21 protein-coding genes are annotated in these 23,463 nt (G+C 53.7%); 17 read left to right on the top strand and 4 right to left on the bottom strand.

What is annotated here, in order from left to right:
- Positions 1–67: 67 nt before the first annotated feature.
- The 4 genes from ACXAFI_RS14045 to ACXAFI_RS14030 are packed head-to-tail and all read left to right on the top strand — an operon-like array spanning position 68 to position 3,974.
- Entirely contained in the window at positions 68–592 is a 525-nt protein-coding gene (locus tag ACXAFI_RS14045) for a FixH family protein (protein ID WP_152452174.1), read from the top strand.
- Complete coding sequence (locus ACXAFI_RS14040; RefSeq protein ID WP_475109312.1) at positions 589–3,030, top strand: heavy metal translocating P-type ATPase; 2,442 nt, start codon at positions 589–591, stop codon at positions 3,028–3,030. The genes ACXAFI_RS14045 and ACXAFI_RS14040 overlap by 4 nt, the downstream gene beginning before the upstream one ends.
- 14 nt (positions 3,031–3,044) lie before the next feature.
- Complete coding sequence (ccoS, locus tag ACXAFI_RS14035; RefSeq protein ID WP_152452176.1) at positions 3,045–3,224, top strand: cbb3-type cytochrome oxidase assembly protein CcoS; 180 nt, start codon at positions 3,045–3,047, stop codon at positions 3,222–3,224.
- Positions 3,225–3,227: 3 nt separating this feature from the next.
- Positions 3,228–3,974, top strand: coding sequence for a sulfite exporter TauE/SafE family protein (locus ACXAFI_RS14030; RefSeq protein ID WP_475109311.1), 747 nt, complete (start codon positions 3,228–3,230; stop codon positions 3,972–3,974).
- Positions 3,975–4,054: 80 nt separating this feature from the next.
- Here the strand turns inward: ACXAFI_RS14030 and nadC are convergent, their stop codons facing one another.
- A complete protein-coding gene (nadC, locus tag ACXAFI_RS14025; RefSeq protein WP_475109310.1) occupies positions 4,055–4,909 on the bottom strand; it encodes a carboxylating nicotinate-nucleotide diphosphorylase in 855 nt (284 codons plus the stop codon).
- A 481-nt stretch (positions 4,910–5,390) separates the two neighbouring features.
- On the opposite strand from nadC, the gene ACXAFI_RS14020 reads away from it, so the two are divergent.
- The 8 genes from ACXAFI_RS14020 to ACXAFI_RS13985 all read left to right on the top strand — a co-directional run bounded on the left by ACXAFI_RS14020 (position 5,391) and on the right by ACXAFI_RS13985 (position 15,755).
- Complete coding sequence (locus ACXAFI_RS14020) at positions 5,391–7,751, top strand: DUF1631 domain-containing protein (RefSeq protein ID WP_475109309.1); 2,361 nt, start codon at positions 5,391–5,393, stop codon at positions 7,749–7,751.
- Positions 7,752–7,919: 168 nt separating this feature from the next.
- A complete protein-coding gene (gene ampD, locus ACXAFI_RS14015) occupies positions 7,920–8,480 on the top strand; it encodes a 1,6-anhydro-N-acetylmuramyl-L-alanine amidase AmpD (protein ID WP_475109308.1) in 561 nt (186 codons plus the stop codon).
- Between the two features lie 90 nt (positions 8,481–8,570).
- Positions 8,571–9,446: a regulatory signaling modulator protein AmpE gene (gene ampE, locus ACXAFI_RS14010; protein WP_475109307.1), complete on the top strand. Its 876-nt coding sequence runs from the start codon at positions 8,571–8,573 to the stop codon at positions 9,444–9,446.
- Positions 9,447–9,618: 172 nt separating this feature from the next.
- Positions 9,619–11,046 carry an aldehyde dehydrogenase family protein gene (locus ACXAFI_RS14005; RefSeq protein WP_475109306.1) on the top strand — a complete coding sequence of 476 codons (1,428 nt, stop codon included), beginning with the start codon at positions 9,619–9,621 and terminating at the stop codon, positions 11,044–11,046.
- Between the two features lie 95 nt (positions 11,047–11,141).
- A complete protein-coding gene (locus ACXAFI_RS14000) occupies positions 11,142–12,128 on the top strand; it encodes a threonine ammonia-lyase (protein ID WP_475109305.1) in 987 nt (328 codons plus the stop codon).
- Between the two features lie 33 nt (positions 12,129–12,161).
- Positions 12,162–12,737 carry a YbhB/YbcL family Raf kinase inhibitor-like protein gene (locus ACXAFI_RS13995; protein WP_305848665.1) on the top strand — a complete coding sequence of 192 codons (576 nt, stop codon included), beginning with the start codon at positions 12,162–12,164 and terminating at the stop codon, positions 12,735–12,737.
- 93 nt (positions 12,738–12,830) lie between these two features.
- Positions 12,831–14,186: an AmpG family muropeptide MFS transporter gene (locus ACXAFI_RS13990; protein WP_444921360.1), complete on the top strand. Its 1,356-nt coding sequence runs from the start codon at positions 12,831–12,833 to the stop codon at positions 14,184–14,186.
- 294 nt (positions 14,187–14,480) lie between these two features.
- Complete coding sequence (locus ACXAFI_RS13985) at positions 14,481–15,755, top strand: AmpG family muropeptide MFS transporter (protein WP_475109304.1); 1,275 nt, start codon at positions 14,481–14,483, stop codon at positions 15,753–15,755.
- Positions 15,756–15,802: 47 nt separating this feature from the next.
- Here the strand turns inward: ACXAFI_RS13985 and ACXAFI_RS13980 are convergent, their stop codons facing one another.
- Positions 15,803–16,117 carry an MGMT family protein gene (locus ACXAFI_RS13980; RefSeq protein ID WP_152452192.1) on the bottom strand — a complete coding sequence of 105 codons (315 nt, stop codon included), beginning with the start codon at positions 16,115–16,117 and terminating at the stop codon, positions 15,803–15,805.
- A 247-nt stretch (positions 16,118–16,364) separates the two neighbouring features.
- On the opposite strand from ACXAFI_RS13980, the gene ACXAFI_RS13975 reads away from it, so the two are divergent.
- Together ACXAFI_RS13975 and ACXAFI_RS13970 are read left to right on the top strand one after the other, a co-directional pair.
- A complete protein-coding gene (locus ACXAFI_RS13975) occupies positions 16,365–17,378 on the top strand; it encodes a DUF481 domain-containing protein (protein ID WP_475109303.1) in 1,014 nt (337 codons plus the stop codon).
- 77 nt (positions 17,379–17,455) lie between these two features.
- Positions 17,456–18,217, top strand: coding sequence for an SDR family oxidoreductase (locus ACXAFI_RS13970; protein ID WP_475109302.1), 762 nt, complete (start codon positions 17,456–17,458; stop codon positions 18,215–18,217).
- Between the two features lie 116 nt (positions 18,218–18,333).
- Here the strand turns inward: ACXAFI_RS13970 and ACXAFI_RS13965 are convergent, their stop codons facing one another.
- Entirely contained in the window at positions 18,334–19,125 is a 792-nt protein-coding gene (locus tag ACXAFI_RS13965) for a hypothetical protein (protein ID WP_475109301.1), read from the bottom strand.
- 149 nt (positions 19,126–19,274) lie between these two features.
- Positions 19,275–20,420 (bottom strand): cyclopropane fatty acyl phospholipid synthase, encoded by a 1,146-nt coding sequence (gene cfa / locus ACXAFI_RS13960; RefSeq protein WP_475109300.1) that lies wholly within the window; start codon positions 20,418–20,420, stop codon positions 19,275–19,277.
- 154 nt (positions 20,421–20,574) lie between these two features.
- Here cfa and ACXAFI_RS13955 point away from each other — a divergent pair, with 154 nt between their 5' ends.
- From ACXAFI_RS13955 to groL, 3 genes are all read left to right on the top strand, one after another.
- Entirely contained in the window at positions 20,575–21,051 is a 477-nt protein-coding gene (locus ACXAFI_RS13955) for an FxsA family protein (protein WP_475109299.1), read from the top strand.
- A gap of 216 nt (positions 21,052–21,267) precedes the next feature.
- Positions 21,268–21,561 (top strand): co-chaperone GroES, encoded by a 294-nt coding sequence (locus tag ACXAFI_RS13950; protein WP_444921367.1) that lies wholly within the window; start codon positions 21,268–21,270, stop codon positions 21,559–21,561.
- 48 nt (positions 21,562–21,609) lie between these two features.
- The gene (groL, locus tag ACXAFI_RS13945; protein ID WP_444921368.1) at positions 21,610–23,250 is read left to right on the top strand and encodes a chaperonin GroEL; all 1,641 of its coding nucleotides are present in this window, start codon (positions 21,610–21,612) and stop codon (positions 23,248–23,250) included.
- The last annotated feature ends 213 nt before the right edge of the window (positions 23,251–23,463 follow it).

Raw genomic sequence — 23,463 nt, 5'->3', positions numbered from 1 at the left:
GTTGCAAAGTACGGGCCCGTCCTGGCGGGCTCTACTTTTCTGCACAAAACGGTAATTTGGTAACGCGATGAATGAACCAACGTCGAAACCCTGGTATCGGGAATTCTGGGCCTGGATGGTCCTGGCACCGCTGATTGCGGTGGTTGTAGTCTCCTCTATTACGGTTTCCATAGCCGTACGCTTCGCCGACGATCAGGTCAGCGATACCTACTACAAAGACAGTCGCATGTATCACTTCTCTGCCGAGCAGGATCAGCGTGCCAAGGCGTTGGGCCTGGCTGCCCTGGTGCAATTCCAGCCTGCTGAAGGCGGTGTTACCGTCGAGTTGAATGGCAATACCGACTACCCGGAAAAGCTGCTGCTCACCCTGAGCCATCCAGTGGAAGAGGATCTGGACCAGCATGTCGTATTGTCGCAGCTCTCTGTGGGGCGCTATTCCGGTGAAGTGCCGGGCGCCTTAAAAAGTCGCTGGTACCTGCGCTTGATGCCGGAACTCGACCCGAGTGCGCACCAGGATGCGGAATGGCGCCTCAAAGGCGAGATCAACTTTGAGCTGGGCAATGCCGCCCCCATGAATCCCGGCAGTCAATGACCTCTTCTTGTTATCACTGCGGGCTACCGGTGCCCGCGGGCAGTAATCACTCGGTTGTGATCGAAGGTGCCCCGCGCAGTATGTGTTGCCCGGGCTGTGAGGCCGTGGCGAGTGCGATTGTCTCCGGGGGCTTGGACGGTTTTTACCGCTTCCGGGAAAAACAGAGCGACCGCCCGGACCAGAACCAGCCGCAAGAGCGCTGGAAAGCCTACGACCTTCCCGAGGTGCAGCAGCAGTTCGTGCACGATTGGGACGGCGGCCGCCAAATGGCGGCCCTGCTGATCGGCGGCATTACCTGCGCCGCCTGCGTGTGGTTGATCGAGAAGCATCTGGGACAACTGGCCGGCATTGAGAAAGTCTCGGTCAACGCCAGTACCCAGCGTGCGCAAATCGTATTCGATCCCGAGCAAATTCAGCCTAGCGCCCTGTTCGAGGCGCTGGAGCGCATTGGCTACCGCCCGGCGCCGGCCACTGCTGCCAACCGGGAAAGTGTGATTCAGAGTGAGCATCGCGCCGCCCTGCGTCGTCTTGGGGTTGCAGGTCTCGGCACCATGCAGGTGATGATGTTCGCCATCGCCCTCTATTTTGGGGCCGGCAGCGGTGATGTGGGCGAGTTCGAACGCTACTTCCGCTGGGTCTCCCTGTTGGTGGCCACCCCTGTGGTGTTCTATGCCGCGCGACCATTCTTCAGCGCCGCCATGCGCAGCCTGCGCGCACGCCATCTGAGTATGGATGTACCGGTTTCCTTGGCCATTGGCCTGGCCTACGGTGCCAGTTTTTATGCCACGGTCTTCGGCACCGGTGAGGTGTATTTTGAATCCATCTCCATGTTCACCTTCTTTTTGCTGCTGGGGCGCACGGTGGAAATGCGTGCGCGCCATCGCGCCGGGCTCGCCAGCGGTGGGCTCGCGCAGCTGTTGCCGATGACCGCGGCCCGCTATGACGGTAATGATTTAGTACATGTACCGGTAGCGGCCCTGGCGGCGGGTGACAGGATCTTACTGCGGCCCGGTGATACGGTACCCGCCGATGGTGAGGTACTCGAAGGTGAGAGCGGCGTTGATGAATCGCTGCTCAGTGGTGAATCCGCGCTACAGCAAAAGACCCTGGGCAGCCAGGTGTATGCGGGCAGCGTCAACGGCGATTCCAGCCTTACCGTGCGCGTCACCGCCGCGGGGAAATCTACACGATTGTCGGCGATCGAGCGCCTTGTGGAGCGCGCCCAGCTTGATAAACCCGCGCAGGTGGCGCTGGCGGATCGGGTTGCCGGCATTTTTGTCGGAGTGGTTTTGATTGCGGCTGTGAGCGCTTTCGCGGCCTGGTGGCAGTTGGACCCGAGCCGCGCTTTTTGGGTGGCATTGTCGGTGTTGGTGGTGACCTGTCCCTGCGCTTTATCTTTGGCGACACCTGCAGCCCTGGCCTCGGCGACTCTGCGTCTGCAGGAGTTGGGGTTATTGGTGGCCGGTGGCAGTCTTTTGGAGACTCTTCCCCGTATCAGCCGGGTGGTGTTTGATAAAACCGGCACTTTAACGCGCGGCGAACCGCGCATCCTGCGTATTGAATTGCTTCGTGATGGCTGGAGTGAGCAGCGGGTTAAGGATGTGGCAGCGGCCCTCGAGTCGCAAACCCATCACCCTTTAGCGCGCGCATTTCGCGCTTGGCGCGGCAATCTAAGTGCCAGTCAGCTCAAAGTACATACTGGCCGTGGCCTGGAAGGGCAGGTCGAAGGAAATGGCTATCGCCTGGGGCGTGCGGATTTTGCCATCACGCAATCTGTCGAGGCTCCACAAGGGGAGGGGCAGTGGCTGTTGCTGGCGGATGATTGCGGTGCCATCGCCTGGATCGCGCTTGGCGATAAATTGCGGGACTCCGCCGAAGAGGCGGTCGGACAGCTGCGCCGCATGGGGCTGTCGGTTGAATTGTTGAGCGGCGACCAGTCCGCCGAAGTCAAGCGGCTGGCTGCCCAGGCTGGAATTGATCGTTTCCAAGCGGGGGCCTCGCCGGAGGACAAACTCTCCCATATGAAGCAGTTGCAGGAAGCGGGTGAGAAAGTCCTGATGGTGGGCGATGGCCTCAATGATGTGCCGGTACTGTCAGGTGCGGACGCCTCGGTAGCGATGATGTCTGCCGCCGATCTGGCCCAATCTCGCGCCGATGCGATCCTGCTGAATGGCGACCTGAGGGTGTTGGCGCAGTCTGTCGCCCTGGCGCGTAAATGTCGCCGGGTGGTGCGCCAAAACCTGGCCTGGGCGCTGGGTTATAACGTCATAGCGCTGCCCTTGGCGGTATGCGGTCTGGTGCCCCCCTGGGCGGCCGCGATCGGTATGTCGTTGAGTTCGCTGGTGGTGGTAATTAACGCACTGCGTTTATCGCGAGCCAAGCCCGCTGGGGTCGTTTCCGAACGGGAAATGTCCCAACAGCCCGGTTTAGCTCATTAACAGAGGAGTGAAGTGTGGAAAGCCTCTACTTTCTGATTCCCATTGCGGTGGTGTTTGTCGCTCTCGCTATCAAAGTGTTCTTCTGGGCGGTCAACAACGGTCAGTACGACGACCTTGAAACAGAGGGGCGACGTATTTTGTTTGAGGATGATCTGCAGGAATCATCCTCAGAAAACGGGGAAAAGGAGCGGTAACTCGTGGGGGATTGGGGGTTCTTGGCGGCGGCGCTCGCCATCGGTTTTCTCGGCAGTAGTCACTGTATCGGTATGTGTGGAGGTATCTCGGGCGCGCTAGGCATGGCCGTACCCGGCAGGCAGACCGCCTGGGTGCAGTTGGGTTCCTATCAGTTGGGGCGCATTGCCAGTTACACATTGATGGGGGGGCTGGCCGGTGCCTTGGGGGCGGCTGTCATTCCGGCACTAACACCCCTGCGCTTTGCCGCGGGCATTATGTTGATCGTAATGGCGCTCTATGTAGCCGGTATCTGGCGCGGCCTGGTTTGGTTGGAGAAAGGAGGCAGTTACCTCTGGCGTTATGTCCAGCCGCTTTCGGCTAAATTGCTGCCGGTGCGCTCCGCCGGTCAGGCGGTTGCCTTGGGATCACTGTGGGGCTGGTTGCCCTGCGGTTTAGTCTACAGCGCCCTGACTTTTGCATTGGCCCAAGGCAGTGCCGTGCGCTCGGCCTTGGCAATGCTCGCCTTTGGTCTGGGTACCTTGCCGGCCATGTTGGCGACCGGTGCCGCCGCCGTGCAGGTGCGCAATATTGTGCAGAAGCCAGGGGTTCGCCTGGGGTTTGCCGCGGCAATTATGCTGTTTGGCTTTTGGACACTGTGGGGTGCCCTTGGCCATGGTGGTCACGGAGATCACAGCAACCACGGTGCTATGAATACTGTGGAGTCTGTCGAAGAGAAATCCGAGGAAGAAAGTCACCACCATCATCACTGATGGCCCTGGCAGTTTATGGGGCACCGCAATCACAATATAGCGCCGTGCCCCGTTTTAAACGTGCCCCTTTCAGTGCATGCTTAAAAGTCGATACGCAGGGAGAGGTCGATAGCGCGCAGGTGCTTGGTCAAGCTGCCAGAGGAGATGTAATCGACTTCCAGCTCTGCCAGTTGCGCGATTCGCTCCCGATCGACACTGCCGGAAATTTCAATTTTCGCGCGCCCTTTGGCCAATACCAGAGCGCTGCGGGTATCTGCATCGTTGAATTCGTCGAGCATAATCACATCGGCACCGCTATCCAAGGCCTGCTGCAGTTCCTCGAGGGTTTCCACCTCAACCTCTACCAACGCATCCGGTTTGATGGTTCTCGCCTGGGCTACTGCCTTGTCGATACCGCCGGCCGCGGCGATATGGTTTTCCTTGATAAGAAAAGCGTCGTAGAGGCCGATGCGGTGATTGTGGCAGCCACCACATAAAACGGCATATTTTTGCGCGCTGCGCAGGCCGGGAATGGTTTTTCGGGTGTCGAGGATTTTTACCTCGGTACCGGCAGCGCGGGCGGCAAATTCCGCGGCAGTGGTGGCGGTGCCCGATAGGGTTTGCAGAAAGTTAAGTGCGGTGCGCTCGCCGGTGAGGATTGTGCGGGCATTGCCCTCAAGTTCAAAAATCACACTATTGGCGGCGACTTTGTCGCCATCGGCAAAATGCCAGGTGAGTTGTAGCTCGGGATCTAGCTGCCGAAAGATCTCCTCAACCCAGGCACATCCGCTCAGAGTGCAGTCTTCGCGGGTGATCACGCGGGCGCGGGCACTGCGATCGGCTGGGATCAGCTGGGCTGTGATATCACCACTGCCAATATCCTCCTCCAGCGCCGTTCGCACAGCCTTTTGCAGGTCGGTCATGATGTTCGGGATGGTGGAGTCTTTAGGGTGCATTGGCAAACCTCGAAATAAACGCGCGGGCAGTTTACCAAAACCCACTGGATTTGGATTGCCTGGAGCCGAATGCCGCCGCACTTCACACAATTGTCTCGTTAGCAGCTGCCCCAACATTTCGCTGTGACAAGTGTCTCAAATGTGTCGCCAAACTGTGTCAATAGGGCGGTTATCATGGGTAAAATTCTCGCTGAATCGGTGTCGATGCAAGCGCGTGCTAACCTCCTCCTCACTATTCAACTCGCTTGCATTAAAAAGCTCGAAATCTAAGCAAAATCAAGAAGTTATTGGTTTTATTCGAGCAGAATGCCGACAAAATTTAATTAGAGTGGCGAGGTGTTGCTCTGCCCGTAGTCATCCTTTGATAGAAGTGGTGCGGGTAAAAAGTAAGGCTTGGTTATTTACCGCGACTCCCACGGCCAACAAGATTTAAGCCAGCGAATATTGAAAAGCCGGATGGTATTTGAAGGACCTCTTGGAAATGAGTGAATCCAGCAAGGTAGTTTCTCTCTCAGAAAAAAGTGCAGAGCGCTCGGCAGGGCTTACAGGCAAGCCGGCAGTACTGCCGTCGGCTGTTTCAATGTTGAAAGAGAAGGCCTGCGCTGAGCTGTTTGAGCGGGTTAAGTTACTATTTGGCAAAGTAGATGACTCACTTTTCGCTATGGCTGAGCGGGCCCATGGCCAAGAAGAGCAGGATGGCTTGTTCCAGGCTTTGCGCCTGCTGCGGGTTGAGCGGCGCAATATCGCCGAGCGCTTTATCGACAGTGTGCAACAGGCTTTTCAGATTCGCCAGGAAGCTCAGGCCGAGGCCAGCTTCGCTTCGGATAACCTATCGCTGGTCCACAACGATGACCTCGAGCAATTGGTGGCCGCGGATACCATGGTGGCCAATGCCAAACGCGACTTCGCGGAATCTCTTACCGAGTTGTGCCTGCGCCTGGACACTCTCTATGCGGTAAAGGTCTACGACAAGAACAACCCGTTGGGTCCAGATGTGATCTGCGATGCCTTTGTGGAGGCTATCCAGCCCCTCGACCTGCATATCCGCGCCCGCCTCACCCTGTTAAAGAAGTTTGAGCAGCTTGTGATGCAACAGCTGCGGGGTTTTTACGAATTTTGCAACCAGTTGCTGGTGGAGCAGGGGGTATTGCCCTCCCTGAGGGAGCAGCAGCAGCGCGCTGCGCGCCAGCGTTCTGTTTACAGTGCGCCCGGTCCAAGTGGCACCCAGGCTCGAGCGGATGCCAGTACGGTTGTGGGTGAAGGTCAGGGCCAGATTGCCCAAGGGGTTCCAGTTAGTGGCCACTTTGCGCCGGGCCTTATACCAGCTACCGCGGGTATGGCGCCTATGCCGGCAGGAGATCTGCTCAGCCATCTGGGGGCCCTGCAAAACGGCGTTCATTATCAAGGCGGCGGTGCAGCTCAGCTTCTCAACGTGGGGGAGCTATTGCAGCAGCGTTTAGTGGAGGCCAACCAGGCGGCATCGTTGGCAAAAGTCGACAGCGATGTCATCAAACTGGTGGAGATGCTGTTCTCCTTCATTTTGGAAGACCGTAGCCTCGCCACTCCAATAAAAACTCTGTTGGGTCGGCTGCAATTGCCTTTGCTGAAGGTGGCTATCGCCGACAAATCCTTCTTCAGCAAAGGAGGCCATCCCGCGCGCAAGCTGCTCAACGAGCTCGCCGATGCGGCGACAGGTTGGCAGGCCCCAGAAAATTATGAGTCCGACCCGCTCTACCGGGAGATTTCACAGATTGTTGAGCGCGCCCTGAATGAATTTGACCAGGACATCCATATCTTTTCGGCGTTGTTGGAATCCCTGCGTGAATTTATTGCCCGCGAGCGCAAGCGCGCGGAGATGCTCGAACGCCGGGTGGTGGATGAGGCCGATGGTCGCGCAAAAACCCAGGCTGCGCGGGCACGGGTTGCCGCTGTGATGGATGCGTTGGTGGCGGAGCGGGATCTGCCGCCGGTTGTGCAGGACTGGCTTAACAAGGTGTGGAATAACGTATTGTTCCTCACCTGCGTTAAAGAAGGCACCGACAGCGAGGCCTGGAGTCACGATGTGCGCACGGCTCGGGATCTGGTCTGGAGTGTGCAGGCACCGATGCCGGAGGCACGCAAACAACTTTTGAGCCTGCTGCCTTCTCTACAGGAGCGCCTGCGCGAAGGCATTGAGGCACTTTCCTACAACGCATTTGAGGCGCGCAGCCTGTTTGCCGGCCTTAAGGAAATTTACCGCGAACGCTTTGCCCTGGCGCAACGTTTAACGGAAGAGCGCGAGCGCCAGGTTAAGGAACAGGTAGCCCGGGAAGTCCAGGCAGCCACTGCTGTGGAGGCGGCTGTAGAAGATCCCACTGAAACCTCCGATGTAATCGCTGCTGTAGAGTCTCAAACAGCCGAAGTCTTGCGGATTGATGATCCGGTAGAGGTCGAGAGCATCGAAGCCCAGGCGGAAGTTGCGGTGCCGCCAATGGAAGAGATAGAGCAGGCCGTTGCCCAGGCAGAGGTTGCTCCCGCCACTGAGGAGCAGGGGCTGGCACAACTCGCTGAGGACGATCCCCACTGGCAGATGACTTTCCGCTTGGCCCAGGGGAGCTGGTTCGAGTTGAAACGCTCCGAAGACGAGCAGTTCCGCTGCCGTTTGGCGGCGGTGATCCGGGATATCGACCAGTTTATTTTTGTAAACCGCAATGGCGCCAAGGTGGCGGAATTTGCGCGCTTGGAATTGGCCCATGCCTTGCGCTCGGCACAGTTGTTGCCCTTAGATGATGGTATGTTGTTCGAGCGCGCTCTGCAGTCGGTAATCGGCAATGTGCGTAAGAAGCGCAGTGAACAGCGTTAGGGAATAAAGAGCCAATTTATTATGCCCGGTGGTCTGCTGCCGGGCCTCCACTTCTGTCGCGTGACAGCTCCAAACAGGTTGGCATATCGATCAACGCTTCCATAAAATGGTTACTGCTGAAATCCCGAGCTATTCGGGATGGTAGTTTTTTGGAGCGGAGATCGCAGATTGAAATATCAAGTGGATTCCGGCTGGTTATCCGGAGCGCGTCGGGTTCCCAGTCCTCACTGCAACAGCCGGCCAGAAGACTGCCCTGTGGACCTGCTGGTGATTCACAGTATCAGCCTGCCCCCTGGCCAGTACGGCGGCCCCTATATCGATACGTTTTTTCTGGGGCAGCTGGATATCGATGCCCACCCTTATTTTGCGGAAATTGCCGCTTTGCAGGTTTCTGCGCACCTACTTATCGATCGCGATGGCATCGTTACCCAATATGTGCCGCTGGATCGACGCGCCTGGCATGCGGGCAAATCGGAATTTAGGGGGCGCAGTAACTGCAATGACTTCTCTATTGGCATCGAGCTGGAGGGGCTGGATACAGATATTTATACCGATGCCCAGTATTTGGCACTGGCAGAGGTGACACGCGCCATTATGCAGGCCTATCCAGATATAGGGATCGATAAAATTACCGGGCACTCCGAAATCGCTCCTGGGCGCAAGTTAGATCCGGGACCGGGTTTTGACTGGGCGCGTTACCTGGAGGAAGTGCAGAAAATCACTGGGTAATCATGAGTGGTGTTTAGGCAGCATTACAATCGAGTTCCGGTACTATTGTGTCGGTAATTTAATTTCTCTACAGATTATTACGGCAACGTTATGACCTTGCTGATTATTTTATTTACATTGGCCCTAGTGCAAATTTGGGGATCGGGTGCGCCTTTGCACCGCGATCGTTGGTTCGATCGCTGGAGTGCCTATGTTGGGGGGCTTGCCAAGCTGCGTGAAAAAGAGGGTTTGCAGCTCGGGTTCAGCATCCTGCTACCGGTTCTGGCAGTGGCGCTGGTAATGGTTCTAATAGAATCTTCCTTCGGCGCTCTGGGGGTGCTGTTGCTGGGAGTTCCCCTGTTGCTCTACTGTCTGGGACGTGGAAATTTTAATGACATTTTGAGCGCTTATCTGCGCAGTTGGTATCGGGGTGATTTTAAAGGTGCCGCCGAAGCAGCGCGCCCCCTGTTACAGGACATTCATGAGGATGCTGCCGAGGGTGGACGCCTGCATGAACAGGTTTTTCGCGGTGCGGCATACTGTGCTTTTGAGCGGCTTTTTGCCGTATTGTTTTGGTTTATTTTACTGGGGATTCCCGGGGCGCTGTTGTTTCGTCTAAGTGCCCTGTATGCAGAACGGGCTCGGGGAACCGAAAGAGAGGCGACAGCTGCCCGCTGGCTGTGGCTGTTGGAGTGGGTACCTGTGCGGGTAATGGGACTCAGCTTTGCGATTGTCGGAAATTTTGCCGGTTGTTATCGGGCCTGGAGACAGTGCCTGATGTGTCGGGAGCGGGATACTGCCCAAGTGCTTGAAGCTTATCTCGAGGGCGCGTTGGGTGGCATTGACGCCAATGAGTGCAGTGCCACTGCAGACCTCTCCCATATCCAGCGTCAAAGTGGTGCGGAAATTGAGGGCTTACAGGCGTTGCTATCCAGATCCCTGTTGCTTTGGATTACCGTGCTGGCGTTGGTAGTCCTGTTTTTCTGAGTGTGAATATGCACACCTTTCTGGATCAAAATTCTCCCCTTTTTCTATATAAAGGGAAAAATTGCTACCAGTTGCTTGACTTATAACCTGCTTCCAAGAAGATTGCGCCCGCTGCAGAGTCCCGGTCCTAGGCCTGGCTGCGGGCGACATATACTCATTGGAGAATATAGGGTTGAAGGTTTCATTACTGGAAGCGCAAATGCTGTCAGATCTCAGTGTGGGAAGTGGTGGCAATGCCGCAGCCTTGGTTGCCGGCCTGAGGGCTTATTTTCGCAGTGGAGTCACTGCAGAACTGGGCTGGAGGCGTCGGCAGTTGAGTCAGTTGCGCAAAATGCTCAGCGAAAACGAAGCCCGCTTTATTCATGCCCTGGGGGAAGACTTACACAAGGCTCCGCAGGAAGCCTATCTGACTGAGATCGCTTTCCTCTACAGTGATATCGATCATACCCTCAAGCGCTTAAAGCGCTGGGTTCGCCCGCGCAAAGTGTCCTCACCACTACTGACCCAGCCCGCAACTAGCTATATCCGTCCGGAACCTCTCGGAGTGGCTCTGATAATTGGTGCCTGGAACTATCCTTTGCAGTTGCTGCTATCGCCATTGGTCCCCGCAATCGCTGCGGGAAATTGCGCCGTGGTTAAGCCATCAGAGCTGGCACCCACTACCTCTCAATTGATCGCAGAACTGTTGCCGAGCTATCTCGACCGCGATGCATTTGCCTGTGTTGAGGGCGCTGTAGCCGAGACCACTGAGCTGCTGGAGCAGCGCTGGGACCATATTATGTATACCGGCGGTGGTAGGGTCGGGAGAATTGTTATGGCCGCCGCAGCCAAACACCTGACGCCGGTCACTTTGGAACTTGGGGGAAAGAGCCCCTGTATCGTTGCGGACGATGCCGATATTGAGCTCGCCGCCCGTCGCATCGCTTGGGGTAAGTTCACCAATGCGGGGCAGACCTGTATCGCACCGGATTATGTACTGTGCACTCAGCATACCGCCGATTTATTGGTACCGGCTATTCAACAGGCGTTGATAGCAATGTTCGGCGAGAACCCACAAAAGAGTCCTGATTATGGGCGTATCGTCAATAGCCGGCATACGCTGCGCCTGGCGGATCTTCTCAGTGGTGGAGATGTTATCTATGGCGGTGATGTGGATGTTGAAGAGTGTTATATGGCACCGACTTTGATGCGCTGTGTCAATCTTGAGGCGCCTGTCATGCAGGAGGAGATATTCGGGCCAATTCTGCCGGTGATCGAGCTGGATGAGTTCGGAAAAGTGGAGGCATTTGTTAATCAACGGGAAAAACCGCTGGCATTGTATGTCTTTACCAAAAGCGATGACTTGGCCGATCGCATTGTCTCAAGCTGTAGCTCTGGTAACGCCTGTGTGAATGACTGCATGATGTTTATGTTGGCCCAGGATCTGCCGTTTGGCGGAGTGGGAGCCAGCGGAATGGGTTGCTATCACGGAGAGCATGGTTTTAAAACCTTTAGTCACTACAAGGCCGTAATGAAGCGCAAGAATATTTTGGATTTCAATCTACGCTATGCCCCTTTCAATAAACGAAAATTTAGCTTGTTGAGAATGTTGCAGAGGTAGAGCCGCCGGGGCTTGTGGCTGGAAGAGGGAAATGTACTGGTTTTTTAGGGGAGTGAATTGGTACATTCAGCAAAAATTATTTAGACAAGAAAGCCATGCCATCGGACCGTAACGACCTGCCCACTAGCGCGGATGTTTTCTGCGCTGCTCAAACTATTTCTGGCTCTGTTCATAGAACACCACTCATTCGCTCCCAATTACTCGACCAAATAGGGGGCGCTAATCTCTGGTTCAAATGCGAGCACCTGCAGAAAGTGGGTGCTTTCAAGGCCCGCGGTGCCACCAACGCCCTTGCCAATCTGCCCGATGGGGTACAACTGGTGGCAACGCACTCCTCGGGAAATCACGGCGCGGCCCTGGCCTGGGCGGCAGCTGAGCGCGGCCTGCCCTGTATAGTTGTGATGCCAGAGACGGCGCCCAAGGCCAAGCGAGTGGCTGTGCAGAGTTACGGTGCCAAAATTATCAGTTGTGGTTCCAGTCAAACCGAGCGTGAAGCCGCATTGCAAGCGGTAGTAGAGGAGACTGGTGCCCATGTGGTTCCGCCTTTTGATGACAGCCGCATTATCGCTGGGCAGGGCACTGTTGCGCTGGAAATGATGCAGCAGTGTCGCAATCGGGGCTTCACTCCAGATGTGATCCTGGCTCCGGTAGGGGGTGGGGGGTTGCTGGCAGGTATCGGCCTGGCCATGACGGCTCTTGCACCGGATGTGTTGGTGATTGGCGCTGAACCTGCAGGTGCTGATGATGCCCAAAGATCTTTACGCGGTGGGGTGCATATCACTACCCAGCAGCCCAATACCATTGCCGATGGTCTGCGTACCACACTGGGACGCAGGAATTACCCCGTGATTCGTCGCACGGTGCGGGATATTGTGACAGTTTCTGAAAATGGTATCGTGCGGGCAATGGAACTGTTGTGGACGCGCACCAAGCAATTGGTGGAACCCTCTGCGGCGGTTGGCCTGGCGGCGGTGCTTGAGCACGGTGCGCGCTTTCGCAATAAGAATGTTGCGATAGTCCTCACCGGCGGCAATATGGACCTGGATAGGGCCTCGAACCTATTGGCCGGTGTAGAAGAATAACGGTATAGAAGAATAAACATGGGAGCATTGGAAATGAATATAGGATTTCGCCGTTTTAGTTACCGCAAACTCAGTAAAGGCCTGCTGGCATCAGCACTTTTCCTGGCGACAATGGCTGCGCAAGCAGGGCAGCTGACCCTCTCTTCCAGCTCCCTGAAACCCGGTGGGAAGATGCCGCTGGCCCACGTGTATAGCGGATGTGGTGGGGAGAACCTCTCTCCCCAGTTGAGCTGGAGTGGCGCGCCGGAGGGAACTAAAAGCTATGCGGTGATGGTCTATGATCCCGATGCGCCTACTGGCAGCGGTTGGTGGCACTGGGTGATGTTTAATATCCCCGCTGATGTAACCAGCTTGCCGGAGGGCGCGGGTGACCTTAAAAACGGCTTGATACCTGAGGCGGTTCAGGGGCGCAATGATTATGGCAACCCCGGTTATGGGGGTGCCTGTCCTCCTAAAGGTCACGGCGATCACCGCTATCGATTCCGGGTCTATGCACTGAAAGTGGATTCTTTGCCGCTGGATGAGAATTCCTCCCCCGCCAAGGTGGGCTTCAATGTCAATGCCAATAAATTGGCGGAAGCCGAGCTTGAGGTTCTGTGGGGCCACTGAGCGCATCAGTTCTAAATTGATGGCCAAGTGCGGGCTGGTTGCCCGCATTATTTTACCAAGGCCAATTATGGGGTTTAAGGGGAAAGGTTGAATATGTCGCAGCAGCAACTGACATGGGGGCAAGCCCTCGGTGCTTACCTTAAGCCTCGTGTACTCACCATGTTTTTTCTTGGCTTTTCTGCCGGCCTTCCGCTCTTATTGGTGTTCTCTACCCTGACCGCCTGGCTGAGAGATTTTGGTGTAAGCCGTACAGCTATTGGTTTCTTCGCTTGGGTGGGAATTACCTTTTCGATAAAAGTGCTTTGGGCCCCAATTATTGACCAACTACGATTGCCTTTTTTCACTGATAAGTTGGGTAAACGCCGTGGTTGGATGTTGGTATCTCAAGTGGGGATTGCTATCGGGCTAGTAGGTATGGCCAGCGTTAACCCGCAGCAATCACTGATGGAAGTAGCCCTGCTCGCTTTATGGGTTGCCTTCTGCTCAGCTTCGCAGGATGTGGCAATTGACGCCTACCGAATAGAGGCCATGGATGAAGATTACCAGGGTGCTATGGCGGCTAATTACGTATTTGGTTATCGAGTCGCAATGCTGATTGCCGGAGCCGGGGCGTTATTTATTGCGGATGCTTTCAGCTGGTCAGGTGCTTATCTTGTGATGGCAGCCCTCATGGGGGTGGGGGTGATTACATGCTTGGTGGTCTCCGAGCCTGATCACAGCAAGGTGAACAAAGAGGCAGATAAGCTGCAAGGTGAGTGGGAAGAACGCCTGTTGGGGAAGGGCGAGCACAGCCGCCTGAAACAGTGGTTTATTCGAGCCGTAGTGTGCCCTTTTGTTGAATTCTTTCAGCGCAATGGTCGCTTTGCCCTTGTTTTATTGGTTTTTATCGGTATTTTCCGTCTCAGCGATATTGCCATGGGCATCATGGCGAATCCGTTTTATCTGGATTTGGGGTTCACCAAGACTGAAATCGCGGAAATCAGTAAACTATTTGGGTTTTTCTGTACCATTATCGGTTCCTTTCTCGGCGGGGTTTTAGTTGTTCGCTATGGTGTGCTGCGCCCATTAATACTCGGTGCAGTGATGGTGGCGTGTACCAATCTCTTGTTTGCTCAGCTTGCACTGATAGGACCGGACAAGGCGTGGCTCGCGCTGGTGATTAGTGCTGACAATATCAGTGGTGGTATGGCTAATGCTGTGCTCGTTGCCTACCTTTCCAGCCTGGCCAATAAGGCCTATACAGCCACCCAATATGCACTGTTCAGTTCACTCATGACACTGCCGGGTAAATTTATCAGTGGCTTCTCCGGTATCGTGGTGGATGCTCAGGGCTACGCCCACTTCTTTATCTACGCGGCATTAATGGGGCTGCCGGCCATATTCCTTTCTATCTATTTTTGGCGGCGGGAGAGACGCGGCTGGAGTGAAGAACAGCCCCAGCCGGGTTAAGGGCTTATCGCGTCCATAAGGTGCCCCTCACTTTCCGTTTTTCCTTTCGAACTCTTATCGATTTTTCTTTTGGCCACTGAATGTGGCCTTTAGCGTTTTTGGTTACCAGCTATTTGTGCATTGGGTGACGGCAGTCACCGAGCATTTTCGTCAGCTTGTGTCTATGTTGATGGAGGGAAAACCCACTCCTTTTTCTGCGCATAGTCATTGCTGCCTCCCCCATGAGGACTACCGGATTTGTTTACGGTAATTGGCACTTTTCAATGCAGAGTTAACGAATAAACACGACAAACTATGTCCCACGAAACAGTCAGGGAAGCGATATTTAACCGGAGAATGCTGATCTGTATCGGCACCGGCTTTTCCTCGGGGATGCCGTTGTTTGTACTGATACAGTTGGTGCCCGCTTGGCTGAGAACCGAGGGAGTGGACCTGGCGACGATTGGTATTTTCTCCCTACTGGGATTGCCCTATACCTGGAAGTTTCTTTGGGCGCCGCTTATGGAGCGCTACGCTTTCCCGATATTAGGGAGGCGGCGGGGGTGGATGCTGGTGATGCAGCTCCTGCTGATCGTCTTTATTGGCGCACTGGGGATGTTCAACCCTCAATTTAATATTTGGACGATCGCAGCCCTGTGCTTCGGTGTCGCCTTTTTTAGCGCCAGCCAGGATATTGTCCTGGATGCCTTTCGCCGGGAAATCCTACCGGACTGGGAGTTGGGACTCGGCAACTCTTTTCACGCCAACGCTTACCGCATTTCCGGCTTAGTGCCGGGGTCTCTCAGCTTAATTCTCTCTGATCACCTGGCCTGGGGGCAGGTGTTTTGGGTGACGGCGGCCTTTATGCTGATTGCGGTATTTATGACCTTAATGGTTTCCGAACCGCAGCACCCTGCCGCGCGACCAAGATCACTACGTGAAGCCATCGTTTTGCCTTTTGTGGAGTTTTTTAGTCGCAATGGCGTCAGGCATGCCGTCTTGGTGTTGGCCTTTATGTTTCTGTACAAGTTAGGCGATAGCATGGCTACTGCCCTGGCGACGCCTTACTACCTGGATATGGGCTATTCCAATACGGATATTGGTATTGTCGCTAAAAATGCCGGGCTTTGGCCGGCGGTAATTGGTGGCTTTCTCGGCGGGCTGTTAATTGTGCGCATCGGCATTAATAAATGCCTGTGGATTTTCGGGGTTATTCAGCTTGTTTCGATCTTTGGTTTTATGATTCTGGCCCAGGCCAATGAGGGATTGGTGGGTACCCCCGGGTTCAAGCCCAGCCTCTGGTTACTGGCGGTGGTTATTGCTTTTGAATACTTGGGGGTGGGGCTTGGAACCGCAGTGTTTATTGCCTTTATTGCTCGAACCACGAGTAAATTGCATACCGCGACACAATTAGCGCTCTTTACGGCGCTGACCTCCCTGCCCAGAACTTTTGCCAATGCCTCTACGGGCTATTTGGTGGAGTCTATGGGATGGATCAACTTCTTCTTGCTGTGCGCCGTTCTTGCGGTTCCAGGGATGTTGTTACTCTTTGCCGTGGCCCCGTGGAAGGGGGAGGGCGAAGAAGCCTGATATTGCGGGCCATATCGCTCTTTAGCTTGTTTGCCGGACAGGCTCCCCTAGGGCTTCCACCGATATCTAGCCATATCCACTCGCCCTTTGAGAAAGCTAACCCCCTCCTTCTGTAGTCGCTCCCGCTGGCGCGAGGCCCCGGGCTCGGGCAGGGAGATACGTCCCTGGGCGTTGATGACTCTGTGCCAGGGGAGATTTGTGTCTTTGGGTAACTTCCTCAGTTGTTGGCCGGCGAGTCGAGCTGCTCTGGGAAAGCCGGCCATTTCTGCCAAATCCCCATAAGTGACTACATAGCCACTTGGGATTGAGGCCAAAACGCGACATATTCTGGCAAGTGCACTGCTAGTTTGTTCTTCGCTCACTAAATCTCTCTACTTAACCACTTATCGGAAGTTTGCCTCAGTTTGCCGCAATTGGTGCCGAATAGGCTATAAATGCGTATCTAAAGCTGCCGTGCCCGTTTTTTCCTTTTGCTTGTTGAGTAGTAACGGCGTGCCAGATTATTGACAGTTATGGCATTATTGCAGCTTGTTTCGTTTTTTTTAGAACGGTTTTCACTGTTGGTTCACCCAGAAACTTTAAGGTCCTCCTGTGGTTCTATCGACACGCTTGTCTAAGTTTTTCACGCAAACTCTTCTCTGCCTGGCCCCTTTGTCACTCCATGCCGGTGTGCTCACCCTTGAGAATGGTGATCGTATCCAGGGAGAGCTGGTTCTGGTTGATAGCGAGCAGGTAATTTGGAAGTCAGAAACTTTTGGCCAGGTCAAAGTTGATAAGTCCAAAGTTGTTTCTATGGATGTCGATACTGACTTGAAAATTGCCGGGCGCGATGAGCCTTGTACCCTGGCGGGGCACCACCAGGAACAATGGGAAGTTTATTGCGCAGAGGGAGATGGTTGGTTGATAGATTTTCCCGGTGTTGAGCGCGCCGAACCCTATCCCCACTTTGTCAGTAACCCGGTGGTATTCCATGGCAATGTCAGTGCGGGCGGGGTCTTTGAATCCGGCAACCGTGAGCGCGAAGATCTAGATGCAAATATTAATCTGGATGTGCGTCACGGAGACTTCCATCACTTGCTCAGTGCCCTATATCAGAATCAGGACAGTGAAGCCGACGGTGACCTGGAAAAATATCAGTTCACTTATGATCTCCGCTGGATCTTTGCGGAAAAATGGTTTGCCGCGGCGAATACAGCGCTCGAACACGAAGAAGCACGAAACTTAGACTTGGGCACCACGATGGGTCTCGGTCTGGGTTACTTGTTTTACGATACCGATAAAACCGCTTTTTCCCTGGAAGGCGGTGTCAGTAGCCTGCAGGAAGACTTTATCGATGCAGAACTGAGCGAAGGCCAGGATGACCAGTATGTTGCGGGTCGCATAGCGATGAATTATCGCTATAAATTTTCCCTCGGCCCGGAAATTTACTTCGACCAGGAAACACTGCAATCCTTTGATCACGGTGATGACTATCAGGCGAATGCCAAAGTCGGGGTGCGCACCCCATTGGTGGAAGGTGTTTTAATGGAAATTGGCTATCAGTGGCAATACGACAATACCCCGTCACTGGAGAGTGAAAAAGAAGATACCAAGGTAACCGTGGGTGTCGGTTATGAATGGTAAGATTTTGCTGGCACATTCTGTTAGGGAAGGTGTCAGGGCACAACCGCAATAAAATATTAAAAAATAAGGAGTTCATCATGCAGATTGCCGGCAGCATAGTGGCGATTACTGGCGCGGGCCAAGGTTTAGGGCGTGCAATGGCGGAATACCTGGCTGCGCGCGGAGCCCGGCTGGCATTGATTGATGTCAACGAGGACGGTCTCAAGCAGAGCGTCGCCGCTTGTGAGCAGCACGGCGCAGAGGCGCGTAGCTATGTGATCAATGTCGCCAATGAAGAAGAGGTGGACAAGGGCTTTCTGCAAATTGCTGAGGACTTCGGTGGCCTGCAGGTGCTGATCAATAATGCCGGTATTATGCGCGATGGCATGTTGCTGAAATGTAAAGAAGGCAAAGTGACTGACCGAATGTCTCTGGCCCAGTGGCAATCGGTAATTGATGTGAACCTGACCGGCGTTTTCCTCTGTGGTCGAGCGGCTGCGGGGATTATGGCGGAGAGTGGCAAAGGCGGGGTAATGATTAATATCTCCAGTCTTTCCCGTGCCGGCAATATGGGGCAAACCAATTACTCTGCCAGTAAGGCGGGGGTTGCCGCAATGACGGTAACTTGGGCCCGCGAACTGGCCCGCTACGGTGTACGGGTGGCCGCAATTGCCCCGGGTTTTATTGGCACCGATATGGTTGCGCAGATGCGCCCAGAGATCCTGGAGAGCCTGGTAAAACAGGTGCCGCTGCGCCGTCTCGGGGATCAGGATGAGATTGCCTCCACCGTTACCTTCATCCTGGAAAATGACTTTATCACTGGTCGTGTTCTAGATGTTGATGGTGGTGCGCGTCTCTAGTAGCCCAGAGATCTAGTTAAAAGGGTGAACACTGTTCACCCTTTTAACCTATTCCTTCCCCAATCCTGATATTTTTCCCTGGCCTAAGTCTAATTCAGGCTATTTCAATAGCCGACTCATGGCTTATTTTTTGGGCTTCCCTGTTTACTCAGTTGGCTAAATCTCTTGCGAAAGATTAGGTAGATTATTAAGCAGACAACGATCCATACAACAGTGGACATGACTTCGTGGAAAACAGTCTTGTTGAGAGATAAATGAAAGTCTCTGAATAAAAAACCTTTTATCAGTGTGATCCAGGCGAGAAGCATCTTGCTCATATGTAAAGCCCACCAGGGCCTGCCGGAAATATGAGGGCGAAAAGTAAAGGTATAAACGTCGAACGCGGCAAAAATCAACATGATTGCTGATGGGACAAGAAAGATATTGGCATAGCTGGGGTGATGGCCAATGTCATACAAGAACACCTGGAAATAAAAAATGGCTACCCAGGCAGCCACCAGGGTCAATAGCCAATCGAAAAGGTTGGAAGTAATACGGTCATCTTTTGAGTGTTTGGTTCTAGGCCAGATGCGATAAGCGGAAAATATCGCATAGCAGAATATAGAAATTAGCCCAAGCAATAAAAGATCCGGATGCGTGTTGTACACATAGGCGGTATCTATCTGATATTTGGGGATGTCTGCTTTCAGGTGTGGGACAATGAATGGGTTAAAAAGCATTAATATTGCGCTACCAGAAAATATAACGGCTAGTAACAATGAGGTTATACCGCAGGCGCGGTGGTAGATGCTCCCTTTCTTCATCAATATGGTCAGCGGGATAGCAAGAACGGTGAGGACAATCGCTGTGAAGGTGTGAATTTGTATCAGCAGCTTTAGGCCATCAGTAGTTTCAAATAAGAAATGCATTGCAGGAAATCCTTAACCAGTGAGGCTGGCCTGTAGGATAGGTAGGGCGCTTGATGAAGAGGGCAAGAGCTGGGTGGCTGTCTTTTGGCCAGTCACCCGTGCTCAATTTTAAATGTGTTTATATTCGCATGGATAGGCGTTGTATTTGCTCAGCAAATACGTTCCACCCCACCGGTGCGATTATTGGAAAACATCCATTGCCACAACTGCAGCCTTCGTGATCTAAATGTTGCAGCGCTGGTTAATAAATAAAATCGCCACATGCGAGAAAACTTTCTTCCGTAACGATCTGCAAAGCGGGGCCAATTGCGTTCAAAATTTTCATGCCAGGCCAGGAGTGTTTTGTCGTAGTCCGGCCCGAAATTGTGTAAATCTTCACTGGTGAAAATTCCCTGCGCAGCTTGGGATATTCGCACTGCTGTTGGTATTTCGCCATTTGGGAAAATATATTTTTCGAACCAGGGGTCTGTATTGGTGGGCTTGGATTTACCGATGGTGTGCAGGAGTAAAATACCGTCTTTCTTCAAGCAGCGCTTACCGACTTCCATAAAGGCTTTATGATTTTTGTGGCCCACATGCTCGAACATGCCAACACTGGCAATGCGGTCAAAGCGCTCATTAAGAGCACGATAATCCTGCAGGTGTACCTTAATAGGCAGATTGGCATAGCGCTCCGAGGCATAAGCCCGCTGTTCGCGGGATATGGTGATACCAACACACTCTACCTGGTATTTTTGCGCGGCATAGCCAATCAGGCTTCCCCAGCCGCAGCCGATATCCAGCAGCTTCATACCGGGCTCTAATTGCAGTTTACGGCATATGAGGTCCAGTTTTGCCTCCTGGGACTCATCCAGGGTTTGCGCATCTTTCCAGTAACCGCAACTGTAGGTAAGGCGGCTGTCGAGCATGGCGGCGTAAAATTCATTGCCGAGATCGTAGTGGTGTTCACCCACTTCGAAGGCTCGATTGCGACTTTGCAGGTTGATGCAATAGCTGCGCAGATAGCGCCAGGTATTGCGCCAGGTTTTCATATGACGATCTAGGTCTGCCTTGATCACACGGGTCATAAACTGATCTAAAGCCGGAACATCCCAGTCGCCTCGCATATAGGTCTCGCCCAACCCCAAACTTTGACGAGCGACAATCTCGTCCAGTGCTTCTTCCCGGTGCAGCTGGATGTCCCAGGGTCTGTCACCATTAATTCGAACATCGGCCTCGGCCAAAATATCATCGACTAAATGTCGGCTGCGACCAATGGTCGGTGCCTCCAAGGCATCCTGCTGTTCGCTTGCCATCTAAGCCTCCCTCTCTCCCGGTTATTGTGGGGTTGAATATGGCGCCCTTGAATAATTTGCCTCGCCACTCCATTTACTTCAGCATATCGACAACACCTCAAGCTCCTTCTCGCCCTTATAGTTGGGATGGGCTTTTAGATCAGGAATTCTCTCTATGCGTCCCTTGCTGCTTCTATTTATAGTCCTACCTGTACTTGAAATGTGGGTGTTAATCACCGTAGGGAGAGAAATCGGCGCCTTGCCAACCATTGGACTGGTATTTTTGACAGCCATCGTTGGTGTAACCCTCCTGCGTCGCCAGGGGTTGTCGACCCTGATGCGGGCTCAGGAGAAGATGCGTACCGGTGATATTCCCGCCAAAGAGATGGTCGAGGGGATTTTTCTCGCTGTGGGCGGCGCGCTGCTGCTGACCCCTGGATTTATCACCGATGCCATCGGATTTGCCTGCCTGATACCGGGGTTGCGCCAACTGCTATTGGGAAGACTGTTGCGTCATGTCACCATAGTCCGCCCCGGTGGCCCCCACAGATCCGACTCCAGTCAGCGTGGTCCAGACATCATCGAGGGAGAGTTTTCACGAGATGAGAAAAAGTCTAGAGAACAGGTGGGCCACAAGCGTGATAAAGACTGATTTGGTTAAATAGTGCACATTTTTACTCTTCACCCGGTACTTTTGTAGTTTTTTCACAGAAGAGTGTTGAAATCTATTCTCGCGCCCATAGATAGGGAGCAACTCTGAATTAAACCCCGCCCCTGATAATCAGGGAGGGGTGAGGTTACTGGCCCCTAGGGCTGGTACCGCCGATGTTGAAAAACCTTAAAAAACGACTCAATGGAGAACTTATCCATGAAAATTCGTCCTTTACACGACCGCGTCGTAGTACGCCGTAAGGAAGAAGAAGCGATGTCAGCTGGCGGTATCGTACTGCCGGGCGCTGCCAAGGAAAAGCCGAACCAAGGCGAAGTGGTAGCCGTGGGTGAGGGCAAACTGCTGGACAATGGCGATGTTCGCGCACTGTCAGTCAAGGTAGGTGACACTGTTGTTTTCGGTCGCTACGCCGACAGCAATACCCTCAAGGTGGACGGCGAAGAGCTGATCATCATGAACGAAGGTGACATCTACGGCGTGTTGGAAGGCTAATTTAAGCACCCAACGTTACTCGCACAAAGAATTTGAGGAATAAGAATCATGGCAGCTAAAGACGTAATTTTCGCTGACGACGCTCGTCAGAAAATGCTGAAAGGCGTAAACATTCTGGCAGACGCCGTTAAAACTACCCTGGGTCCTAAAGGCCGCAACGTAGTTCTGGACAAGTCCTTCGGTGCTCCTACCGTAACTAAAGACGGTGTTTCCGTAGCCAAAGAAATCGAACTGAAAGACAAGTTCGAAAACATGGGTGCGCAAATGGTGAAGGAAGTTGCTTCCAAAGCTTCCGACACTGCTGGTGACGGCACCACCACTGCTACCGTTCTGGCTCAGGCTATCGTAACCGAAGGCCTGAAGTCCGTAGCTGCTGGCTTCAACCCAATGGACCTGAAGCGCGGTATCGACAAAGCCGTAGTTGCTGCTGTTGAGCACATTGCGAGCCTGTCCACTCCTTGCGCCGACACCAAGTCTATTGCTCAGGTAGGTACTATCTCCGCTAACAGCGACGAGAGCGTTGGTACCATCATTGCTGAAGCTATGGAAAAAGTTGGCAAAGAAGGTGTTATCACCGTTGAAGAAGGTTCCGGCCTGGAAAACGAGCTGGACGTAGTAGAAGGTATGCAGTTCGACCGCGGCTACCTGTCTCCTTACTTCATCACCAACCAAGAGAACATGACTGCCGAGCTGGACAATCCGTTCATCCTGCTGGTAGACAAGAAAATCTCCAACATCCGTGACCTGCTGCCCCTGCTGGAGCAAGTAGCTAAAGCTTCCAAGCCGCTGCTGATCATCGCCGAAGACGTAGAAGGCGAAGCACTGGCTACTCTGGTTGTAAACAGCATGCGCGGCATCGTTAAAGTAGCTGCTGTTAAAGCGCCTGGCTTCGGCGACCGTCGTAAAGCCATGCTGCAGGACATCGCTATCCTGACTGGCGGCACCGTAATTTCTGAAGAAGTTGGTCTGGAGCTGGAAGGTACTACTCTGGAGCACCTGGGTACTGCTAAGCGCGTAACCCTGTCCAAAGAGAACACTGTAATCGTTGACGGTGCTGGCGATGTTAAAGACATCGAAGCTCGCGTTGGCCAGATCCGTGCGCAGATCGAAGAGTCTTCTTCCGACTACGACAAAGAGAAGCTGCAAGAGCGCGTAGCCAAACTGGCTGGCGGTGTTGCGGTAATCAAAGTAGGCGCCGCTACTGAAGTAGAAATGAAAGAGAAGAAAGCCCGCGTTGAAGACGCACTGCACGCTACCCGCGCTGCAGTAGAGGAAGGTGTAGTACCTGGCGGTGGTACCGCTCTGGTTCGCGCTACCCAGGCTATCACTGTAACTGGTGACAACGAAGACCAGAACCACGGCATCGCTGCAGCCCTGCGCGCTATGGAAATGCCTCTGCGTCAGATCGTTGCCAACGCCGGTGACGAAGCGTCTGTAGTTGTTGATAAAGTGAAGCAAGGTGAAGGTAACTTCGGTTACAACGCAGCTACTGGCGAGTACGGCGATATGCTGGAAATGGGTATCCTGGACCCAGCTAAAGTAACTCGCTCTGCACTGCAAGCGGCTGCTTCTATCGCTGGCCTGATGATCACCACTGAAGCCATGGTTGCAGAGATCCCGGAAGACAAGCCGGCTGCTCCTGATATGAGCGGCATGGGTGGTATGGGCGGTATGGGCGGCATGATGTAAGCCGGCCATTTAGCCTCTCTAAAAAGCCCCGCAAATGCGGGGCTTTTTTTTTGAATAATAAAAATAAGAGCAAAAGATAGGGCCAGTTTTTATTGTGGTGCGCAGTACAAAGCAGTATGAATTCAGTAACAGGCCAAGGCTTTTCACTTAAATTTTTTGGTTGTGCCTTAAATCCTATGACTTCAGCATGTTCAGTAAGAAGCTCAACGGTTC

This window comes from Microbulbifer sp. ABH2_005 (genome assembly GCF_056160005.1).
The sequence above is the reverse complement of the archived record's forward strand: the minus strand, read 5'-3'. Positions and strand labels throughout refer to the sequence as shown.